Consider the following 21,018-nt stretch of genomic DNA (forward strand, 5'->3'; position numbering starts at 1 on the left):
AGGTGCATCGGGTGAACGACTGGGCTCTGATTGGTCATCCGAATCCGGACGTGTTCCCCGGGCCGAATCTGTAGCGGATCGGCGTCCGGGTAGGCCTGCCCGTCTATCGTCCACGTGTAGGACTGGTCCCTGTCCCGTGAGAGCGTCAGGTCGAACGTTCGATCCGGATCTCCACTCACCCCGTCGAGCGAGGAGATGGCCCGCAAGTCTCCGTACTGTAGTTGGTTACTGGCCGACGACGGGGGCTGTGGGCGCTCTCCGCCCGCCGACTCGTACTCGAGGACAGCCCTCGCTGGTGGTTCGTTCCCGTCGACAGGGTCCGCTTGAACGGCCCACGTGCCCGGATTCGTCGCTTCGACCACGACGTCGTACCGCTCGCCGGCACCGAAGACGAACGAGTCTGCGTCGACGGGTTCGACAGGTCGCCCATCGGCGTGAGTCACTGTCATGTCGTGGCCGGCGATCCGGACACCGAAAACTGTCGCGCTGGCGGCGTTCACGAACCGGAAGCGAATCCGCTCGCCCTCTGTGACGTCGAACGTCTGGGGGTTCTCGGGCAATCGACCGTTGATCAGGAGCCCGTCGTATGGCGGCCGGACGTCTCCCATCATACCGCCTCCCCCATCCCTCCCACCATCGCCCCTTCCGCCACCACCACCACCGCCTCCTCCACCACCACCGCCGCCTCCTCCACCTCCACCTCCACCCATTCCCCCGTCCGAAGGGAGTTCCGGCTCTCCAGGGAGGTAATCGTCGACCACGACGACGTACTCGCGATCGTACTCGACGTGTGGCTCACGTTCTTCGACGATAAGGGGGCCGAGCAATCCACGGTCGAGCTGGAGCCCGACGTGACTGTGGTAGAAGTACGTCCCGGCGGGTTCGGCACGGAACGTGTACGTGAACGTATCGCCGGAAGCGATCGGGTCCTGCGTTACGTTCGGCACCCCATCGACCGGGTTCGGGACGGGAACCCCGTGCCAGTGAATCGTCGTCTCCGCCTGGAGATCGTTGGCCACTTCGACGCTGAGTACGTCTCCTTCCTGAACGCGTAGCTCCGGTCCCGGGAATTGGCCTTCGTACATCCAGTTGGTCGTCGACGTACCGGGGGCTGGTCGAATGGTCCCGGACGCCGCGGTGAGGTCGACTGACGTATCTGGCTCGGACGTGACTGTCGAGCGGGGCGTCACCTCGCGATCACCGCCATCGTCGTTGCCCGGCAGCTGACTGGCACAGCCCGCGAGCGCTCCGAAGGTGGTCGCCCCCGCCAGCTGGAGGAGCCTGCGGCGGGAGAGCGGGCTCTGTTCTCTAGGCGGCACAGTTGTTCGGTCCCAGTTCGAGTTCTGTCGCGTCGCCCTCGTCGTCGACGGTCTCGTTCCCGGTGTTGATGGCGATAACTGTCTCGTAGTTCGGTGGCTTCTCCGGAGCGTCCTCGGTCAGTCGCTCGACGAACGTTTCGCGGTCGAGCCCGAGGAAGTCGAGTTCTTCGCGGAGATTTCCGAGCCGAGCTTCGAGGGGAGAACCTGGCGAGCCGTTCTCGTAGCGCCCGTCGCTCGTGACGGTGAGATGTCCCGGCAGGATCGTCGTGTCGTCGGGGAGGTCGAGGATCGTCTCGTGGAGCGAGTCGTACAGCAGTTCCGCTCCACGGGAGGCGTCGTCCTCGCCGAACTGGAGTTCGGTCCGCCCGACGGAGTCGACGAACAGCGTATCGCCCGTCAACAGGAGTTCGCCGTCGACGAGGTAGTTCATCATCTCCGAGGTGTGCCCGGGCGTGTGAAACGCCTCGATTTCGACGTCACCGACCTCGATGACGTCTCCATCAGATAGCGGGTCGTATTCGTACTCGACACCGCGCTCGCTGGCTGCGTCGCCGAGGTGGTAGGGCACGCCGACCTCGTCGGCGAGCGCCGGGCTGCCCGAGATGTGGTCGGCGTGGACGTGCGTATCGAGCACGCGCGTTACCGAGAGCCCAGCGTCCTGGGCAGCGACTTTGAACCGGTCGGCCTGTCTGGTCGCGTCGACCACGACGGCCGCTTCGGCCTCTTTCGAGCCGACGAGATAGCCGAGACAGCCCTTCGCTCGGCGCTGGACCTGCCGAACGACGAGGTCGTCGCTGGACGTCTCGATGGGGACGACCTCGTAGCGTTTGCTCCACTCCTCCATCCCGCCAGTGACGACCGAGACATCGTCGTAGCCGTGCTCGTCCAGCTCGAACGCGAACGGCGTCGACGTCAGACCCTTCCCGCAGATAGCGACGACCGGCCGGCCGTCGACCAGCGCGTTCACCTCGTTCAGCTGGTCCTCGCTCAGGCCCTCGTCGGGGTCGTACGGGACGTTCTCCGCGTCGCGTACGTGCCAGGCCTCGAAGCTGTCTTCGGGACGCACATCGATGAGCGTGAACTGTTCGTCGGCGTCGATCTTCTCCGCGAGCTCGTCCGCAGTGATGTTCTTGACCATCGTATCTCACCTGTGTGGTGTCGCGTTCACCGTTCGTCGGATCTGTCGCGTTCGCCGTCGCCTAGCGCGTTCGATTACGCCCTTCGTCGGGAAACGTGTTCCTGCGTGGAATCATGGACGTCTCGCAGTAGGCCTCGCCGGCCGCGTAGTCGACGCCGGGCTGGATGAACGGATAGGGCCCGTCGGCGGGCGTATTCTGGGCTCGACCACCGTCGTCTGCGGTCTCGACCAGTCCCATCACCTCGTAGTCCACGGGCGAGTATTCCTCGAGATACTCGACGATGACGTCGACCGGTATCGTCCCGTCGTCGACCTCGACGTCCTGGAACGGGAACCCGCAGTTGCCGAGGTCGCGTTCGGGGTCGCCGGGCCGGCGGTAGGTCGCCACCGAGTACGTCTCCTCCGGGTCGACCGTTTCGCCGTCGATTTGCATCTCGACGAGGCGACGGCCGCGCTTGGCCGTTGGGTCGACGGTCACCTCGACGTTCGATGAGAAGCTCCGGACGCGGCCGTCCTCCTGGTCGTAGGGATACGGCGTGAAGTTGTCCTCGAGGAACTCTTCCACGTGGTTCGTGAGCTGCTGACCGTAGGCGACACCGCGGGCGACGGGCGTCGCCATCGGGAAGAACGTGTATAGCTCTCCGAGCGTGATCTCTCCGGGCGGGATGGCCGTCCCGTACCGGAACCCGTGTGAGACGGCCAGATCTGTGTCGAAGTGCGCCTGCAGCGCGTCGTTGAACAGCGTGTTCCACGCGCTCTCGAGGAACGACTGCCGATAGAGCGACTGTTCCGTCCGGCCGACGACCGTATCCAGCGGACGGGCGAGCGTGCCGGCCCCTCGCTCGAATCCCGGGTCGTCCTCGAAGAAGGGTCCACGGACGGCGTCGACTGTCTCCTCCGCATCGGCGTCCGGTTCCGGCGTGTGTTCGCCGTCCTCGGTCAGGCAGTAGAGGTGATGACGGAACTGCACTTCGCCGTCCTGGACGCGGAGGTCAACACGGCCGAGCGCCTCGCCCATGCCGGACTCGACGACGACTGTTTCGGTCTCCTCGACGACGATGGGGTCGTAGGTGTACTCGTGAGTGTGCGCGCTGAACATCACGTCCACGCTCGCACAGTCCTTGGCGGCCTGGACCATCCACGGGAGGCCGATCTCGGTGACCGCGACCACGACGTCCGCACCGTCTTCGCGGGCGGCCTGTGCGGACTCTTCGAGGAGTGCGGGGTGTTTGCCGAAGCGGTACTTCCCCTCGTAGAACGCGGGTGCCATCCGGTCGACGTAGACGTTCGTCATCCCGACGACGCCCACAGAGAGCCCCCCGACTTCGAGGACGCTGTACCCGTCGTACAACCGCTCGTCGGTCTCCTGATCGTAGAGGTTGTTCGCGAGGACTGGCGCGTCGAGTGCGTCCATCAGTTCCACGAAGTTGCCCTCCTCGGCGGCTTCGTTCGAGTAGTCCCAGTTGCCGGGAACGTAGACGGCCGGGTCGACGAACTCGTTGATGGGATCGAGCATCGCCTCCCCGTCGGTGTAGGTCGTGATGGCCGACCCGTGGAACGTGTCGCCGCTCATCAGCGTACAGACGTCGTGGTTCTCGCGGAGTTCGTCGAGTTTCGCTGCCAGAATCGGGACGCCACCCGCGCGCTGGATGACTCGGTCGTCTTCGCCGAAGTCCAACGCCGGACCGGACGTGGCGTTGTCGTAATAGACCTGGTGGCGCGGTGTCAACTGTCCATGGAGGTCACTGACGTGTGCGAAGACCACGTCGGGATCGTCGTCGCCGCGGCTGACGGGGACATCGCCGAGGGAGCGCCACTCGCCTATGGCCGTTTCATTCCCGTTCATCGTGACGCGACTGTAGCTACGGACGCCGAGTGTTCATGAGTTGTGGTTGCAATTCTAAAGACCACACATGACTATCGAAGAGCGCTAGAACGGAGAGGCCGCATTCAACCGCGTCGTGTGAACTACAGTCGGGTACGATAGTGAATTTGAATCGGCTTTCCGCCCCAGATGCGAAACACAGTTCGGGTTTTCGCTTACTCTTCATAGTGAAAAGTGCACTAAGTGATGCAGTCGTAGTAACGGCCAGACAGATGCGTGCTCTACCATGGCACAGGAGGCGGTTTCGATGACGAGTAACTGGGTAACGACTGGGTTGTCCGCGGTCGTCATCCTCGTCGCGTCCGTCGTTCATGGGATCGCTGGTTTCGGGTTCGCGCAGGTTTCGATGGGCCTGATGCCGCTGTTTCGGTCGCCATCGAGTGCGTCGATCATCTTCACGGCGACGGCGGTGGTGAGCAACGCCCGCGTCTGGTGGAGCGTCCGGGACGCGTTCGACTGGCGCAAGTGGATCGTTCCTGTCGGCGGACTCGTCGTCGGGATGCCGCTTGGCATCTACGTGTTCAGTCAGTTCGACGAAGCTCAGATGCGCGTCGCCATCGGGGTCGTCCTCGTGTTAGCGGTCATCATCGTCGGTGCGACCCAGCAACTCGACGTCGTCACGGACTGGATCGAAGCGCGAGACTACCGCCCGGGAAAGGTTATCGGCGCGACGGCTGGTCTCCTCGCGGGGATTTTCGGCGGCGCCGTCGCCGTCCCCGGCCCGCCGATGATCGTCTACGGGGCCTTCATGTCGGCGAGCGGGTTCTGGAGCGACGAAGAAATGAAGGCGACGTTCACCGCCTTCTTCGGGACGCTCATGCTGTATCGCCTCGGGAGTCTCACGTATACGGGAGCCGTGACGACGCCACTGATGACCGAGGCTGCCATCGCCATTCCGATGGTGTTCCTCGGTGCCTGGGTCGGCGTGTACATCTTCGACCACATCCCCGAGCGGATCTTCCAGTGGGTCGTGCTGATACTGCTGACCGTGAACGCGTTCGTCCTCCTGTTCACGGCGCTTCCGGAACTCTAGCTCACCGTGAACCGGCAGCTCTCGGCGCATTCCCGGAGGACCGCGGCACAGACCTGGCTGTGATCGGCATCGTGGCGCTCACGTTTTCCGTGGATCCGACGGCCTGGGATCGGACAGACAGCCTGCGAGGCCGGCGAGTACGACGGAACTCGCTCTCAACATACGGCGACCGGTGGACTTTGCGGAGGGCACAGTCCGCTTTTTTCGGCCGTCTGGTATCGCACCCGTGGTGAGAACGGTGATGCAGGTGTATCGTTCGTCTCAGGTGTATCATCCACGACCGCTGTCCCACGCAGTCCTGGATCTGCGGGCCCCGTTGAAACCATCAAACGATGATTGGCCTCCGGAACCGTCCGACACTCGACCGCTCAGGCTCGGACGAACCGCAGTCCAGACGGCACGAGCGTCGATCGGTCGGTGCAGCAGACGAACTGATCGGTAGGCGGCGTCACGTCTACCCGACTGGGAGACGTACCGAAGCTTACTATGAGTGTCATCGTGGAGTTCACCCTCGCCGACGAGGAGTTCCTGCTGGGTCAGGTGCTCGCGGACCCGCCCGACATGCACGTCGAGCTCGAACGCATCGTCCCGACCGGAGGCGCGCTCATCCCGTTCCTGTGGGTGCAAAGTGAGGACCACGAAGCGTTCGAACAGCAGGTCAGCGACAGCGAACACGTCGCCTCGTTCACGGCGCTCGATCGGATGGATAAATGGGTGCTGTACCGGATGGACTGGAAGCCCGGCCAGCAAGACGTACTCGAGGCGTTCGAAGCGAGCGACGCCGCGGTGCTCGAAGCCTACGGAAACGGTGGCTGGACGTTCCGACTGCGCTTTCCCACCCACGACAAGGTGTCACAGTTCTACAACTACTGTATGGAACAAGACATTCCCATCACTATCGAGCGCAGCTACACCCTCACCGAGCGGTCTGACGTCGCCCAGCAGTTCGGTCTCTCCACCGAACAGCGCGAAGCGCTCGTCCTCGCACTTCGGCGCGGGTACTACGACACCCCGAGCGAAGTGACTCTGGACGACCTCGCCAGGGACCTCGGTATCTCCCAGCAGGCCCTGTCCAACCGCATCCGCCGGGGCAACAAGCAGGTCCTCGAAAAGATACTGCTGTAGCTGACCCCTCTAATCGACGCCCCGGCTCATATAAACTGGTTGTGAACACAATGAACGCCGTTACCGGATGCAGTACACTACGGTGGGACGAACCACCATGTCCATGCCCCCCGCCGATACGACCGCCGACTCAGCCACAATCGACCGTCTCTGTTCAGCACTTGCAACCGAGACTAGACGTGCCGTCCTCGCGTACTTCGAGACGTCGACCACGCAGACAGCGTCGCTCGAGGGCCTGACCGACTACGTGGCGGCACGCCAGTCCGACAGCCGAACGCGTGAACAGGTCCAACTGCGGCTTCACCACGCGGGGCTCCCGAAGTTGAATGATACAGGGCTCATCGACTACGACGCCCGAACCCAGACCGTTCGGTATCGAGAACGGAACATCGGGGAGTGGGCACTCGTCGCGGAGGGACTGGAGTAATGGAGATGGTAATGTGCAGGTCCTGCGGGGAGTTCAGTACGGCTGTGAACGAAGACGGGACGTTCGTCCCCCTCGAGGATGCGTGTCCGTCGTGTGGCGAAACGGAGTTCGAACACAACGGGACCGAGACGACGATTCAGACCGACGGGTAAGCCGTCTCGTGGGAAGGTGAGCACGACGAGACTCGCCAGTGAGGACGTCGAGGCGGGAACTCCCTCCCCCAGATGAATCGTAGGTCGTGGTGTGATTCAAAAATCCCGTGATGGCGACAGAGCGCGAACGTAGCACGGGTTCCTCGCTTCAGGTGACGTCGACATCGCTCGGACACCTCGATTCGGGGAGCGCTCCGGTCGTGGCGTGGCGCGTACGCCGCTAGGTTCCCCCTGGAATGGTGATCGGCTCGAAGCGCTGGAGGCCGAAGTACGTGTTCAGGACGGCGCCGAACCCGACGGCTGCGACGGCGAGCTGGGCGATCCCGCCGAGGTACGGCACGAGTCCGAGGAGTTCGAGGGCGAGCAGGAACGCAGCGATCCCCGCGATCGTCGCGACGCCGTCGTGCTCGATCGGGAGCCGAGTCCCGACGAGGTAGCCGAATACGGTCTGGCCGTACAGGACGACGAGGAACTCGGCGAATAGCCCGACGAGCGCGACCGGGAGCAAGACGAGGGTGAACGCCATGTAGACGAAGAGCACGAGGAGGGTCGTCGCGCCGAGGCTGCCGACGACAGCGCTGACCAGCGCGTGTTCGGTGATGGCTGCGCCGACGTTGCCGACGAGGTGCGGGTGGCGCTCGACGAGCCACCACCCGAACGCACCGAGGACGAGGAACTGCAGGAGGAACCCCCCGATCTGCTGTGCGGGCGAACTCGACGGGGTGGGCGCCTCGAATTGCGAGACGCGCCCGACCGACGCCCCGGAGCTGACCGTAGCGGACCCCGAATACGTCTGGACGGTTCCGGTCACGGTCGCGCCGTCAGTTACCGAGAGATTCCCGTTGAGGAGCGTCACGCCCCCGTCGACGGTGCCCTCGACGACAGCGGTGCCACCGATCACGTAGAGGTCGCCGTCGACAGCCGCGTCCCCGGGGACGGTGGTGACCCCGCCGGCGACGACGTGGACGTCCGCGAGCGAGTCGACGGCGCTGTCACCCTGGAACGTCACGGACATCTCCTGGACGTCGCCGCCCCCGATGGAGATCATGAGGAGGACGACGACGAGGAGCGGGATGGCTTCCGTCGGACTCACGCGCTCGCACCCCCGTTCCCGCGAGCGAGTTCGATCATCCGTCTGGCGTACAGACCGACGGCGAGCCCGAACAAGAGGAGCAGGGAGAGCGCCTGCACCACGTTCAGGTGTGAGAGGAGTGTGAGTTCGGCCGCCTGGAAGTACAGCGCCAGCGCGGTGCTCGAGAACGTGGCGAGCCACCCGGCGACGCCGATGCCGATCGCGGAGTGAGTGCCGATCGTCTCCGGCGTGGAGAGGTCGGGCCAGAGCGCGAAGTTCAGCGTCGTGTAGAAGCTCACGGCGACCGCGTACAGGGCGGGATTCAGGGGGGAGGTTCCGTCGCCGGCTATGGACGGGAACACCGCGGCGAATCGCAGGTCGGACGTGTACATGACGTGGGTCAGGGCGAACAGCGCGAACGTCCAGAGGAAGATACGCGAGAGCGAGTAGTTCGCGTAGATGGCGCCGGCCATCACCGCGCCGACGACGTGTGCGACGGCGATGAACAGCCGCGTCGAGAGGTCCGGCGACTGCCACGAACTGAGGAGGAGCGATGGCGTGTCGATGATCCGGAGAAACCCGAGACTGTCGACGAAGAACACGCCGAACATCAAGACGACCGGGACGACGAAGGCGAGACTCCGTGCCCGGACCGGCTCCCCGTGACAGAACCGCCCCGTGCCGTAGGTCTCGTGTTGGGCCCCGAGCGCGTCGCGGATCGCGTCGAGACGGTCGAAGCTGACGAACGACAGGACCGCGAGCACGACGATGCCCGGCGCCATCGCGGCGACCAGCAGGCGACTGAAGACGTCGATCGACCACGACAGCGGGATCGCGTTCGCCACGAAGTACGCGATCGCCGTGATCGCCGCGGCGACGTACCCTCGGTCAGGCACCGGAACGAGGTCGATCGCGAGCGAGAACGAGACGGGAAACCCGACCCCGAGCCCGATCGACGCCAGGACGATCCACGCGCCGAACCCGGGAACGGTCCGAACCATCGGGGCGACCAGCGTGAGCGCGAACTGGACGCAGACGACGCCGAACAGGAGTCGGAACTTCGTTCGGAGGTCCCTGCTCCAGCCGCGGCGGTCCATCGTCACGCCGGTCACGGCCGCGACGAGGAGCGTCACGAGCGCGAGCGCCGCCATCCACGTCGAGACGGCAGTCTCGGACATCCCGACGAGCCGGGTCCCGAGATCGATGAGTCCCAGCTGGACGAACGTGATGTTGTAGTAGTACCCGGCGACCATCAGCGCGACGAAGAGGCCGTATCCGGCCACCGTCGTCCACTGGCGGTCCCGAACGTAGGTGCTGAGCTCCATTTGAGCCGTCTTGCCCTGTCGTGAACCCGGATTGCCTTTAAATGCGGTGTCGGCGGCAGTCGAACACGCCGTCACTGCGTCCACGGTGTGGAGGTGCCGTTGGTTCGAGCCGGAACTCCTCGGAACTCGATGGGCGTGCTGCGGTAGTGCGTGCTCACTCGACGGCTTCTGAGCCCTTCGGTGGGAGGCCGGCGTCCTGTGGGCTCGGCGGGTCGCGATTCGAGAGGCGGTCCGCGCCGTAGACGACGACCAGGAGGACCGCGACCAGTACGAGCGGAAGCGCGCCCGTGACTTCGGCGAGCAGGTTCAACCAGGGGTCTGGCACACCGTCAGGGATGAGCGCGTCCTGGTCGGCGGGGTGGAAGATCCCCATGGCGTTTACGCCGGCGTGAAACACCGCCACGGCGAGGACGCTCCCGCCAGTGCTGTTGTACATCCACGTCCACAGGATAGACCCGGCGAAGATGGAGACCAGCCAGAGGAGTTGCTGGGAGAGCGGCCAGCCGCCGTGGGTGGTCGTCGCGTTCACGAACAGCGGAAGGTGCCAGGCGGCCCACGCAGCGCCCACGATGGCACTCGACGCCAGCGCGCTGTAGGAATCCTGGAGAAGCGGCAGCATGAAGCCACGCCACCCGAGGTCTTCTTGGCCGCCTCCCCACACGGTTCCCCACGCCATCGCGAACAGGTAGATGAACGGTGATTCGAACTCGGTGAGGTCGACCGGACCACCGGCGACGACGAACAGCAGGACGCCGAGCGAGAGGATAGCGAACGGGAGTCCGAGCGCGATCGCCCACCACTTTGCACCGATCCGCCATTTGAACATCTGGCCGACCCAGGTGCGGAGGCTGCCACCGGAGGCCCAGATGACGACCGCCGCGCCGATCGGCGGACCGAACCCGCCGAAGCCGATCAGGATGGAGTGCGTCCAGGAGGCTTCCATGCCCGAATACGCGAGCGCGCCCTGGATCGTCCAGGTGAACGCGTACGCGATCGCGACGAAACTCAGTAGGCGATGCCGATCGATCCACGGGCGGATACCGGAGCTCATTACCAACGGATGTGACAGAGACCGCATTTAACGGTGGTCCCGCCGAAACCGAGCCCGGAACGGGCCGTCGAGCGGGCTGAGTGCCTCTCCTTCGGTGGCAGATCGGGTCGCTCTCCGTAGAGGTCGTTCGGGGTTCCGTAGAGTGACTGACGTGGATTCGGATTCGAAGCGCCGTGAGGCTCCTATCCAGGCCCCAGGGTGGCGATATCGGCGCCGACTGTCGCCAGTGCGTCGGCGGGGTTCGGGTCGCTGTCGGCCAGATGCGTGTACCGGTGTGCCGGAACGGCCGACAGCGCCGCCGTGATTGCCTCACTGTACGTCTCGACGCCCGGTTCCGTCGGGTCCTCGCCGCCCCAGACGTCCCGGATGACCGTCATCGAATCGATGCGGACTTCCAGCCTGCGCGGCTCGTAGCGAGCCAGCAGTTCGGCGAGGCCGAGCTGGAGGGCGACGTACTCGACGGTGTTGTTCCCCGTCCGGGAGCCGACGGGGCGGCCGAGACGGGCGAGTTCGTCCTCCGCTCCGTCCAGGATGACCGCGCCCGCCCCCGCGGGGCCGGGGTTGCCGCGTGAACTGCCGTCGACGTAGAGGACGAACGCGTCTCCCGTCGGCTCGGGGACGGATGGTCGGGTGAGTCCCGACTCCAGCAGGGTTTCGAGCGCGCGACGTAACTCGGACGGGGTGGTCCCGGGGTCGAAGAGGCCGCCGTAGCCGGGGACGGCGTCGTCGATGGCGTCGGTGGCGGCCGCCACCTCGTAACCGACGCCCGCGAGTACCTCGTCGACGAGCGCGGCGAGCGGCGAGAGGTGTTCGGTCGGGAGGGGGTCGTCGGTCACGCCACCTCCCCCTCCGGGCGTCGGTCCCGGGCCCGCACACCCTCGCTCCCGGACGATCTCGCTGGCTTCTCACACCACTGCATACCGGTCCTCGGTGGGCGAGCGGGATAACCCCTTCAGGTGATGCCGCTAGCGGACCGTTTTGAATCAGTCGGCCTTCGGAACCCGCGACGCCTGACGCACCCGGCGAGACCCTCTCAGCGGATCGAATCGATTCGGTCGTCGGCGAGCGGTTCGGAGTCGGCTCTGACCGACGCGTAGACGCGCTCGGCCCACTCCCGGGCGATGGGTGAGTCCGTGTCGGCAAACACTTCCATGACGCCAGTCGACTCGTCGTATCCACCGATTCCCACGCGCTCGTCGAAGATGGCGAGTCCGTAGGGAAGCTCGTCGCGGGTCCGAAGCGTCAGGTGGCCGCTCTCGACTGCCTCGGTGGCCTGTGTCGGATACGTCTCGAAGAGTTTCTCGACGATGTGGGGCAGGTAGATGATCTCGGTGTCGGTTCTGTCGAACACCCGCTGGTGGAACGCTCCCGGGACGAGCGGTGCCATGTGCGTCGTGTTGAATCCGCGGAAGGTGTCCGTTCCCTCCACCAGCGAGACGAACCGCTCGACCGGCCGGTACGGGTCGTCCGGCTCGGCGACGGTGACCGTCGCGTCGACGAACGGTTCGACGACGAACTCCTGGTGGTCTTCACAGATGCTGTCCAGGAGCGGCGCCATCCGATCGACGGTTCGCACGTTCGCCTCGAACCGGAGCACCTCGTCGGCGACAGCCTCACCGCGTCCGGTCAACTGGAACCGGCCGTCCACCTTCTCGACGAACCCCTGCTCGTCGAGCCACCGGGTGAAGCGATGGCTCGTCGCCCGCGAGACGTCGAGACGCTCCTCGATCTCTCCGCGGTCGAGTGGTTCCTGCCGAAGCGCTTCCAGTACCGGCCCGTGCCTGACGACGTCGCCGAGCCGGTCCGTGTCGACGCGCTCGCCCGCCGCGTGCAGCCGCTGGCCGAGGGACTGCCTGTTCCGCTCGTTCTCCAGGAGCGCCTCCAGGACCGGTGAGCCCGGTTGCTGCGTCGAGTCCCCGGAGTCCGTTCCGTCTTCGTGGGGCTCCATGATCGTTCTTCGACGAAGATACGAGCGGACAGATCGTAACTCTTCCTGCCGTGAATTGAAACGCGTCTCACGCGCTGAGACGCTGTTCACGTCGTCGAATCCTGTTCGGTAGGAGAGGCCAACACCTGATCAGCCCGTAGATATGGTATGGGAACGCACGAAATCGACGACGAACCGCTCGAACAGTTCGAAGCCGGATTCCACGGTGACCTGATCCGACCCGACGACCCCGACTACGACGACGCCCGCGCCGTCTGGAACGGGATGATCGACAAACGACCGGGGGCCATCGCCCGGTGTGCGGGTGTCGCGGACGTTATCAGTGCCGTGAACTTCGCCCGCGAGAACGACCTCCTCGTGGCGGTGCGTGGCGGCGGGCACAACGTCGCCGGCACGGCCGTCTGCGACGGAGGGCTCGTCGTCGACCTCTCGGCGCTGACCGGCGTCCGCGTCGACCCAGCGGGACGGACGGCGTGGGTCCGGGCCGGTGCCACGTGGGCAGACCTCGACCACGAGACACAGGCGTTCGGGCTGGCGACCCCCGGTGGCGTCGTTTCTGACACCGGCGTCGCCGGGTTGACGCTCGGTGGCGGGATCGGACACCTGCGCTGCAAGTACGGCCTGAGCTGTGACAACCTCCGCTCGGTCGATCTGGTCACGGCGGAGGGCGAGTATCTGACGGCCAGCGCCGACGAGAACGCCGACCTGTTCTGGGGGGTGCGCGGGGGCGGTGGTAACTTCGGTGTCGTCACCGGATTCGAGTTCGCGCTGCACCCCGTCGGTCCGGACGTAGCGACCTGCCTCGTGTTCTACCCGGGTGACCGGCTGACCGAGGTGCTTTCGGCGTACCGGGAGTCCGTCGCGACCGCTCCCGACGAGATAAGCACCCTCGTGTTCGCCGGCGAGCTTCCGGACGAAGAGCTGTTTCCCGCGGAGTGGGTCCACGAACAGAAGTTCGCCATCATGGGCTGTTACGCCGGCCCTGCCGACGAAGGGGAGACCGAACTGGCGCCCCTGCGGGAATTCACTGACCCGATCGCCGATTTCAGCGGGACGCAGCCCTACGCGGCGTTCCAGCGACTCCTCGATGCCGACTACCCCGACGGGATGCGGTACTACTGGAAGTCGCTGTACCTCGACGGACTTCCGGACACCGCCATCGACCGTATCGCGTACTGGACTCGGGCCGCTCCGTCGCCGCTATCGACGGTCGACGTCTGGCAACTCGGGGGTGCGATTACGGACGTCGGCATCGAGGAGAGCGCCTTTGCCGGCCGCCACGCGCCGTTCCTCCTCGGAGTGGAGGCGAACTGGGAGGACCCCGAGACCGACGACGCCAACGTCGAGTGGGTCCGAGACTGCCTCGACGACATGCGCCAGTTCTCCGACGGGTCCGTGTATCTGAACTTCCCCGGCTTCCACGAGGAGGGCGACGAGATGATGCGGACGACGTTCGGCCCGGCGTACGAGCGGCTGGTCGAACTCAAAGACGAGTACGACCCCGGGAATCTGTTCCGGATGAACCAGAATATCGAGCCCACTACCTGAGCAACGACGTTCGGAGCCTTCGTCTCACTCAACCCGCAGCAGTGAGGTTCGCATTCGCGCTATCTCGACAGCACGACTGCTGAAACCCATTCATCATCCGAGGGGTTCAACAGGGTCCTGTTTCGACGTTCTCGCCAAGTACTCGCTCGTCGTCCCGATTGACGGGACGTCCCGGAAAGAGCCTCACCGTCGTGCCGTCACATCTGGTATCCCAGGAGATTCCAGTAGGCGAGTACGAGCGCGAAGGCGACGCCAGCGACGCCGACCGCGGTAAACTGCATTCGTGTCGAGCGACTCCAGACACCCCGCCGCCAGGCCACCCCCGCGAGGACCAGCGTCGCGACACTCGCGAGGGCTCCCACGAGCGGGAACAGCAAGACCACCTGCAACGGCAGCGGATCCCCGAGGAGTGCCGCCCGTGGGTCGCTCACCACCACGACGACAAATCCGAGTACGAACGCCAGATAGCTCACCGCTGCGAGTCCAGCGACCCGGCGAGTGTGCCGCAGCGGCGAGGTCGGTCGTTCTCGCGTCCCGCCACGGTACCGTCGCCAGAGACCCGTCGCCGTCCATCCGAAGACTGCTCCGAGAAAGACCAGGATGCTCAGGCCGGCGATGGCCGCGTGCGTGGTCGGTTGCTCGGAAGCAGCGAGCCGTTCGTAGGCCGAGGGAGGTCTGCTGTCGAAGAACAGGTGGGTTATTTCGCCGTCAGTCTCCCCGAAGACGAGGGCGTCCGACCCGTCGACCGCCTCGAAGTACAGTGCTTCCACCTCGACCCACTGCGTCGACCCGCCGGGACCGGTCGTGACGAGCCGATCCTGTTCGTCGACGGTGACAGCGACGTTCGACTGCACGCTCAGCAGTTTCTCCGACGTGGTGTAGGGGGACCTGAGTGCGCGATAGGTGCCGGTCACGTCGCTCGCCCTGGTCGGTTCGCCCTCGGGCCGGGGCGTGGACTCCTCGTTCGGGTAGTACTCCTCGATCAACGCGTCGAGCAGTTCGTCTCTGGCTTCGATACCGCCAGGGCTGTTGTACGAGACGAAGAGCCCGACGCCGTGGTTCGGGAGCAGGGCCACCAGGCTGTGGAACTGCTCGGTGTCGCCGCCGTGGCCCACGATACGCACGTCGTTCCGGCTCAGTTCGTAGAACCCGAAGCACATCCCGTTCAGTCGGTCGTCGTTGCCGAATCGCCGTTCGTGCATCGCGGCCGTCGACTCGGGGTCGAGGATGCGCCCCGCAGTGGTCGCTCCACCCTGCAGGTGGGCGCGGACGAACTGTGCCATGTCGGTCGCCGTTGTGGTCATCGAACCGGCTGGCGGCATCCCGACGTACTCGAAGTCGCCCTCGCGGTACCGACCGTTCGAGGTCGTGTACCCTTTCGATAGCGCGCCGTCGATAGCGTCCGGGACGGGCTGGTCGAACGTGCTCTGATCCATCCCCAGCGGCTCGAAGATCTCCGCTTCGGCGTACTCGCCGAACGACGATCCGGCAGTCGAGGCGGCGACGTGACCGGCAAGCGCGGCCCCGTAGTTCGAGTACGCAGTGAACTCACCCGGAGGCCGAACCCTCGCCGGTCGTTCGTGCCGGAGCATCGTCGGGAGCGGCCGGAGATCCGATTCGTCCAGGACGAACGTCCCGCGAGCACGGTCTTCGAACCCCGCAGTATGGGTCGCGAGGTGGTCGAGCGTGATGGACTGGTCGTACGTGTCGGGTATCGTGATTCCGTCGAGGTACTCGTTCACGTCGGTCTCGAGATCGAGCCGGCCGGCCTCGACGCCCTGCACGACCGCCGTCCACGCGAAGAGTTTCGACGTCGAACCGATGCGAAAGAGCGTCTCCTCGGCCTCGACCGGCGCGTCCGTCCGGACGTCCCGGACGCCGTATCCCTTCGTGAACGTCGAATCACCGTCGACGACCGCGACCGTCGCACCGGGGATCTCGTGTCCCTCGAGCTGGGCGTTCATCACGCCGTCGAGGAACGTCTCGAAGGCCTCCGGATCGGCCAGCGGTCCACCGGACTGGTCCTTCTGGTTCGACTCGGTCGCGCTCGCCCTGCCGGATGCGTTCTGGAGCGCGAGCGCCGCGGACCCCGTCGCCGCGAGGCCGCGAAGCACACTACGTCGAGAGTGCGTGTCGCACTGCCCGTCACCAGGGGTGGCATCGGTCGTTGTCTGTGGTCGTGACGTACTCTCCACGGTTCACTCACTACGCTGGGTGGTCGCGTCAGGACGGCTGGATTCACCGAGCAGATAGCCGGCGAGCGCGATCATCCATATCATCACGGGGTATACCATCATCCGTTCGGTCCCGCCGTGGTTGATCGGACCGAACGCGGCCGTGTTGCCAGCGTCCCCGAGGACCATGAGGACGATGAAGACGAGTCCGAGACCACCGGCGAAAACCGACACCGCGCGCATCGTGCCGGACAGCCAGGTCGCACTCCCGATGGCTTCCAGATTGAAGAACACGAACGCCACGAGCGCAAACAGCGAGTGGAGTCCGCCCGTGTCGAGCGGGAACGCGCTGGCTCCGAGCGCCCCGACCCCGGCGAGCACAAAGACGGCCAGCAGCCAGCGCTTGCCGTGGGATCGGTAGCAGAGATACCCACCGAGGACGTTGAGCACGCCGACCACGGCCAGAGACGCGTTGAATAGCAGGGCGGTTTCCGGGATGACTCCGAGGTCGCTGATGGCGGCCGCACCGAAATCGTAGTCGGGAGCCATCGCTGCTGCGAGCATGATGACCGTCATGAACTGGGACGCGAGCGCGAGGAAGACGACCCCGGCGAGCTTCCGGTCGCTGGACAGCGTCTCTCTGATGGTCAGGGCGAACTGGTCGTACGCGGTCACTCGACTCACGACGTTCCGGGACGATGGTGTCAATACGCTATTGTGTATCGCTTGCAGGATCAGGCAGGGAATACCTTACTCGAAGATACCCACCAGAGAAATTGCGGCTGTCGGTCAGCTGTCGTGGCTAACGGCGGCGTTATTGGGCTCTCGACTGCGTGAGACCACACCGTCACTATCTTGCGACTCACCGAAACCACGGCCGAAATATTCGAGGGGCGTCCGGTACTGTGAGCGCCGGCCGCCCCCACGCTACAGCGGATTCGTGGATTCCGCTCCGTCTGTGGTCGCAGGTCGCCCGATAGGGACGACTTTCCAGCCGTCGAGTCCCTCGCCGTCGACGGCGATCAGACGAGAGAGTTGACTGTCCGACGACGCTTACGCGGGCTCGCCGTCCGCGTCGACGTACTGCGCCTCCCAGTCTCGGCGGGCTTCGATCTCCCGGCGCCCGCGCCGGGTGAGACTGTAAAAGTTGGTCCGCCGGTCCCGTTCGCCCTTCTCGACGAGACCCTTGTCGACGAGCGTGTCGAGGTTCGGGTACAACCGCCCGTGGTGGATCTCCTTCTCGTAGTAGTCTTCGAGCTCTTCTTTGATCGCGAGGCCGTGCGGTTCGTCGTCGCCGGCGATCGCGTACAGCAGGTCGCGCTGGAACCCAGTCAAGTCGTACATTGAACTAGTTCCTGATACGACTGCCGGATAGTTAATTCTGTCGAGTTTTCGGTGTATTCCCAGCGAAACCACGACTGTGCAGTTTCGCCGTCGTCTGTGAAATCAGAGATGACGATATCTCGAAGTGCCGTCCGAGACTGCGAGCACCGACAGCGAAAGTGGTCCAGTTTCGATCCGACGACGGCTAGCGTCTCTCTCCCGAATTCCCGTTCGACGATACACGAACTCGAGGGTCGGAGCGACCACCGATTCCGACCACACGTGCAGGCACGTGCCGACGCTGCTCCTCGAAGAGCGGGGTGGCGACGAGTGGATCGTCACGCAGGGCGCCGGTCTCCGAGCCGGGTTCGCACTGAGTCGACCGTGACCCCCCGACGGGATTCCGAGGGACGTCCGGCGAACCGGGCAGATCACTTTTGCCTTCGAGTTCCGTGTGGTAGGCAATGGCAACACACGACCACGACTTCCAGGCGTTCAGGGCGGGCCAGCCCTACCGCGTCCCGGACGTCGACGAGTACGCGGACCTGGCAGGAGCCCTCCGTGACGCGGTCGCGGGCGAGGTCCGCTTCGACGAGTACAGCCAGGTCCTCTACGCGACCGACGGCAGTATCTACCAGGCTCGCCCGGCCGGCGTCGTCGTTCCCCGGTCGGTCGCCGACGTCCGGGAGACCGTCCGTCTCGCGGGCGACCACGGCGTCCCCGTCCTCCCGCGCGGGGCCGGGTCCTCGCTGGCCGGGCAGACGGTCGGCCCCGGGTGCGTGGTCCTCGACTGCTCGAAGTACATGGACAGCGTTGTCTCCGTCGACCCCGACGCGCGCCGGGCGACGGTCCAGCCGGGGGTCGTCCAGGACGACCTGGACGACCGACTGGCCGACCACGGCCTGCAGTTCGCGCCCGACCCGGCCTCGTCGAATCGCGCGACCGTCGGCGGCGGCATCGGGAACAACTCCACGGGCGCCCACTCCGTGCGCTACGGGATCACCGACGCCTACACCGAGGAGCTCGACGTCGTCCTGGCGGACGGGTCGCTGATCCACACGCGGGAGGTCGTCCTCGATAGCGAGGAGTGGGACGACATCGTCGGGAACGACGACCGCGAGGCCGACCTCTACCGGATTGTCCGGGAACTCGTCGAGACGAATCGGGAGGAGATCGACGCCCGCTACCCCGACCTCAAGCGGACCGTCTCGGGGTACAACCTCGACCGCGTGATCTACGAGAACGACGCCGGCGAGCGGGTGATCAACCTCTCGAAGCTGTTCGTCGGCGCCGAGGGGACGCTGGGCGTCGTCGTCGAGGCGACGGTGTCGCTGGTGAGCCGGCCCGAAACGACGGCGCTCGCGCTCTACTGCTTCGACGACCTGCTGGACGCGATGCGGGCGGTCCCCGTGGCGCTCGAGTTCGACGTCAGCGCCGTCGAACTGATGGACGACGAGGTGTTCCGCCTGGCCCGGGAGTCGGGCGAGTTCGCGGCCTACGCCGAGCCGATCCCGGAACGCGCGGCTGCGGCGTTGCTCCTCGAGTTCGACTCCGAGCTCCACGACGACCTCGGGGCCGCCGTCGCCGAGACGAACCGGCGCTTTCGCGATCAGGGGCGCGCGTTCGACGTCGTCGAGGCCTACGACGAGAGCGCACAGGCGGACATCTGGAAGCTCCGGAAGGCCGCGATCCCCCTCCTGATGTCCCTGGAGGGCGACGCGAAACCCTATCCGTTCATCGAGGACGCGACGGTCCCGCCCGCGGACCTGGCCGAGTACGTCGGGCGCTTCGAGTCGATCCTCGACGACCACGACACGTCGGCCGCGTACTTCGCCCACGCCGGGAGCGGGACCCTGCACATCCGTCCGATCCTGACCCTCAAGGAGGGGGAGGGCATCGAGGCGATGCGGTCGATCGCCGACGACGTGACCGATCTCGTCGCCGAGTACCACGGGTCGTTCTCCGGCGAGCACGGCGACGGGCTGGCCCGCACGGAGTTCAATCCGAAGATGTACGGGCCGCAGCTCTGGGAGGCGTTCCGCGACCTGAAGACGGCGTTCGACCCCGACTGGCTGTTGAACCCGGGGAAGGTCGTCTACCGCGAGGACGACCCGACGGACATGCGCGAGCACCTGCGCTACGGCGCCGACTACCAGTCGGTTGAGCCGAACGCGGAACTGGACTTCGCCGAGGAGGGGGGCTACAGCCACCTGGTCGAACTGTGCAACGGCTGCGGGACCTGCCGGCAGACCGACTCCGACACGATGTGTCCGACCTACCGCGCGTCGAGAGACGAGGCGGAGACGACGCGCGGGCGGGCGAACTTGCTTCGCGCGGCCATCAGCGGTGAACTCGACCGGGACGAGCTCTACTCCGAGCGCTTCCAGCGGGAGGTGCTCGACCTCTGCGTCGGCTGCAAGGGCTGTCTGAACGACTGCCCGACGGGCGTCGACCTGGCGAAACTCAAAGCCGAGACCAAACACCAGTACCACCAGCGGGAGGGCGCGAGCCTGCGCGAGCGTCTGTTCGCGAACGTCGACCGCCTCGCGTCGCTGGGGAGCCGGCTCGCGCCGGTGTCGAACGTCGCCCCGAGCCTGCCGGGCGCGCGAACCGTTGCGGCGAAGCTTCTCGGGGTCGCCCCCGAGCGCGACTTGCCCGAGTTTGCCGGCCAGTCCTTCGAATCGTGGTTCGCCGCACGCGGGTCGCGCGTCGACCCCGGTGGCGCCGACCACCGCGTCGCGCTCGTTCCCGACACGTACACGAACTACGTCCACCCCGAGATCGGCAAAGCCGCCGTCGCGGTGCTGGAGGCGGCGAACGTCCACGTCGCGGTTCCGGACGGACTCGCGCCGAGCGGCCGGGCGGCCGTCTCGCTGGGATTCCTCGACCTGGCGCGCGAGCGCGCCGCACGGAACGTCGACGCGCTCGCGCCCCGCGTCACCGAGGGCTGGTCGGTCGTCTCCGTCGAACCCTCCGACGCCGTCGTGTTCCAGGACGAGTACCTGGACCTGCTCGACGGCGACGCGGTCGGAGCGGTGAGCGCCAACAGCTACGGCGTCTGCGAGTTCCTCGACACGCACCGACTCGACGAGGCGATCCAGTTCGACGCCCCCGACGAGTCACTGGCGTACCACGGCCACTGCAACCAGAAGGCGCTCAACCGGGACCACCACGCCGTCGGCGTCCTGCGCCGGGCGGGCTACGAGGTGGACCCGCTGGACACGGGGTGTTGCGGCATGGCCGGGTCGTTCGGCTACGAGGCCGAACACTACGACCTCTCGCGAGCCATCGGGGAGATCCTCTTCGAGACGGTCGAGGACAGTCCCGCCGAGACGGTCGTCGCGCCGGGCGCATCCTGTCGCACGCAACTGGGCGACAGGCAGGGGGCCGAGCGGCCGCCGCACCCGGTCGAGAAGCTGGCGGCCGCCCTCGGCGAGTGACGCTCCCGCCGCGTTCGGCGGAGCAGCGTCGGCGCTCCCGTAGCTTTTTGCCCTCCTG

General features: G+C 65.9%; 17 protein-coding genes. 5 read left to right on the forward strand and 12 right to left on the reverse strand.

What is annotated here, in order from left to right:
• From ACMGFE_RS00005 to ACMGFE_RS00015, 3 genes are all read right to left on the reverse strand, one after another.
• The coding region (locus tag ACMGFE_RS00005; protein ID WP_436922881.1) for a multicopper oxidase family protein at window positions 1-1,085 on the reverse strand (1,085 nt) is incomplete at its 3' end.
• 223 nt (window positions 1,086-1,308) lie between these two features.
• Window positions 1,309-2,457 carry an MBL fold metallo-hydrolase gene (locus ACMGFE_RS00010; protein ID WP_436922882.1) on the reverse strand — a complete coding sequence of 383 codons (1,149 nt, stop codon included), beginning with the start codon at window positions 2,455-2,457 and terminating at the stop codon, window positions 1,309-1,311.
• A 61-nt stretch (window positions 2,458-2,518) separates the two neighbouring features.
• Window positions 2,519-4,303, reverse strand: a complete 1,785-nt coding sequence (locus ACMGFE_RS00015) for a bifunctional metallophosphatase/5'-nucleotidase (RefSeq protein WP_436922883.1) — start codon at window positions 4,301-4,303, stop codon at window positions 2,519-2,521.
• 286 nt (window positions 4,304-4,589) lie between these two features.
• Between ACMGFE_RS00015 and ACMGFE_RS00020 the strand changes: the two genes are divergently transcribed.
• Window positions 4,590-5,375: a sulfite exporter TauE/SafE family protein gene (locus ACMGFE_RS00020; protein WP_436922884.1), complete on the forward strand. Its 786-nt coding sequence runs from the start codon at window positions 4,590-4,592 to the stop codon at window positions 5,373-5,375.
• On the opposite strand, the gene ACMGFE_RS26050 is transcribed toward ACMGFE_RS00020, so the two are convergent.
• Entirely contained in the window at window positions 5,372-5,485 is a 114-nt protein-coding gene (locus ACMGFE_RS26050; RefSeq protein WP_495849299.1) for a hypothetical protein, read from the reverse strand. The two genes, ACMGFE_RS00020 and ACMGFE_RS26050, sit on opposite strands and share 4 nt — an antisense overlap.
• Window positions 5,486-5,861: 376 nt before the next feature.
• Between ACMGFE_RS26050 and ACMGFE_RS00025 the strand changes: the two genes are divergently transcribed.
• A complete protein-coding gene (locus tag ACMGFE_RS00025) occupies window positions 5,862-6,500 on the forward strand; it encodes a helix-turn-helix domain-containing protein (protein WP_436922885.1) in 639 nt (212 codons plus the stop codon).
• 103 nt (window positions 6,501-6,603) lie between these two features.
• Window positions 6,604-6,927 (forward strand): DUF7344 domain-containing protein, encoded by a 324-nt coding sequence (locus ACMGFE_RS00030; RefSeq protein WP_436922886.1) that lies wholly within the window; start codon window positions 6,604-6,606, stop codon window positions 6,925-6,927.
• A gap of 372 nt (window positions 6,928-7,299) precedes the next feature.
• On the opposite strand, the gene ACMGFE_RS00035 is transcribed toward ACMGFE_RS00030, so the two are convergent.
• The 5 genes from ACMGFE_RS00035 to ACMGFE_RS00055 all read right to left on the reverse strand — a co-directional run bounded on the left by ACMGFE_RS00035 (window position 7,300) and on the right by ACMGFE_RS00055 (window position 12,475).
• Entirely contained in the window at window positions 7,300-8,172 is an 873-nt protein-coding gene (locus ACMGFE_RS00035; RefSeq protein WP_436922887.1) for a DUF8173 domain-containing protein, read from the reverse strand.
• The gene (locus tag ACMGFE_RS00040) at window positions 8,169-9,476 is read right to left on the reverse strand and encodes an MFS transporter (protein ID WP_436922888.1); all 1,308 of its coding nucleotides are present in this window, start codon (window positions 9,474-9,476) and stop codon (window positions 8,169-8,171) included. The genes ACMGFE_RS00035 and ACMGFE_RS00040 overlap by 4 nt, the downstream gene beginning before the upstream one ends.
• A gap of 154 nt (window positions 9,477-9,630) precedes the next feature.
• The gene (locus ACMGFE_RS00045; protein ID WP_436922889.1) at window positions 9,631-10,527 is read right to left on the reverse strand and encodes a CPBP family intramembrane glutamic endopeptidase; all 897 of its coding nucleotides are present in this window, start codon (window positions 10,525-10,527) and stop codon (window positions 9,631-9,633) included.
• A 182-nt stretch (window positions 10,528-10,709) separates the two neighbouring features.
• Window positions 10,710-11,363 carry a ribonuclease HI family protein gene (locus ACMGFE_RS00050; RefSeq protein ID WP_436922890.1) on the reverse strand — a complete coding sequence of 218 codons (654 nt, stop codon included), beginning with the start codon at window positions 11,361-11,363 and terminating at the stop codon, window positions 10,710-10,712.
• 197 nt (window positions 11,364-11,560) lie between these two features.
• Entirely contained in the window at window positions 11,561-12,475 is a 915-nt protein-coding gene (locus ACMGFE_RS00055; protein WP_436922891.1) for a helix-turn-helix transcriptional regulator, read from the reverse strand.
• Between the two features lie 147 nt (window positions 12,476-12,622).
• Here ACMGFE_RS00055 and ACMGFE_RS00060 point away from each other — a divergent pair, with 147 nt between their 5' ends.
• A complete protein-coding gene (locus ACMGFE_RS00060) occupies window positions 12,623-14,023 on the forward strand; it encodes an FAD-binding oxidoreductase (protein ID WP_436922892.1) in 1,401 nt (466 codons plus the stop codon).
• A 197-nt stretch (window positions 14,024-14,220) separates the two neighbouring features.
• On the opposite strand, the gene ACMGFE_RS00065 is transcribed toward ACMGFE_RS00060, so the two are convergent.
• The 3 genes from ACMGFE_RS00065 to ACMGFE_RS00075 form a co-directional block, all read right to left on the reverse strand.
• Window positions 14,221-16,137, reverse strand: coding sequence for a serine hydrolase (locus ACMGFE_RS00065; protein ID WP_436922893.1), 1,917 nt, complete (start codon window positions 16,135-16,137; stop codon window positions 14,221-14,223).
• Window positions 16,138-16,221: 84 nt separating this feature from the next.
• The gene (locus ACMGFE_RS00070; RefSeq protein ID WP_436922894.1) at window positions 16,222-16,881 is read right to left on the reverse strand and encodes a DUF998 domain-containing protein; all 660 of its coding nucleotides are present in this window, start codon (window positions 16,879-16,881) and stop codon (window positions 16,222-16,224) included.
• Window positions 16,882-17,250: 369 nt separating this feature from the next.
• Window positions 17,251-17,541: a PadR family transcriptional regulator gene (locus ACMGFE_RS00075; protein ID WP_436922895.1), complete on the reverse strand. Its 291-nt coding sequence runs from the start codon at window positions 17,539-17,541 to the stop codon at window positions 17,251-17,253.
• A 443-nt stretch (window positions 17,542-17,984) separates the two neighbouring features.
• Between ACMGFE_RS00075 and ACMGFE_RS00080 the strand changes: the two genes are divergently transcribed.
• Window positions 17,985-20,960, forward strand: coding sequence for an FAD-binding and (Fe-S)-binding domain-containing protein (locus ACMGFE_RS00080; protein ID WP_436922896.1), 2,976 nt, complete (start codon window positions 17,985-17,987; stop codon window positions 20,958-20,960).
• Window positions 20,961-21,018 lie beyond the last annotated feature (58 nt).

Origin of the sequence: Halosimplex amylolyticum, from assembly GCF_051414035.1 — an archaeon.
GTDB classification, from domain to species: Archaea; Halobacteriota; Halobacteria; order Halobacteriales; family Haloarculaceae; genus Halosimplex; species Halosimplex amylolyticum.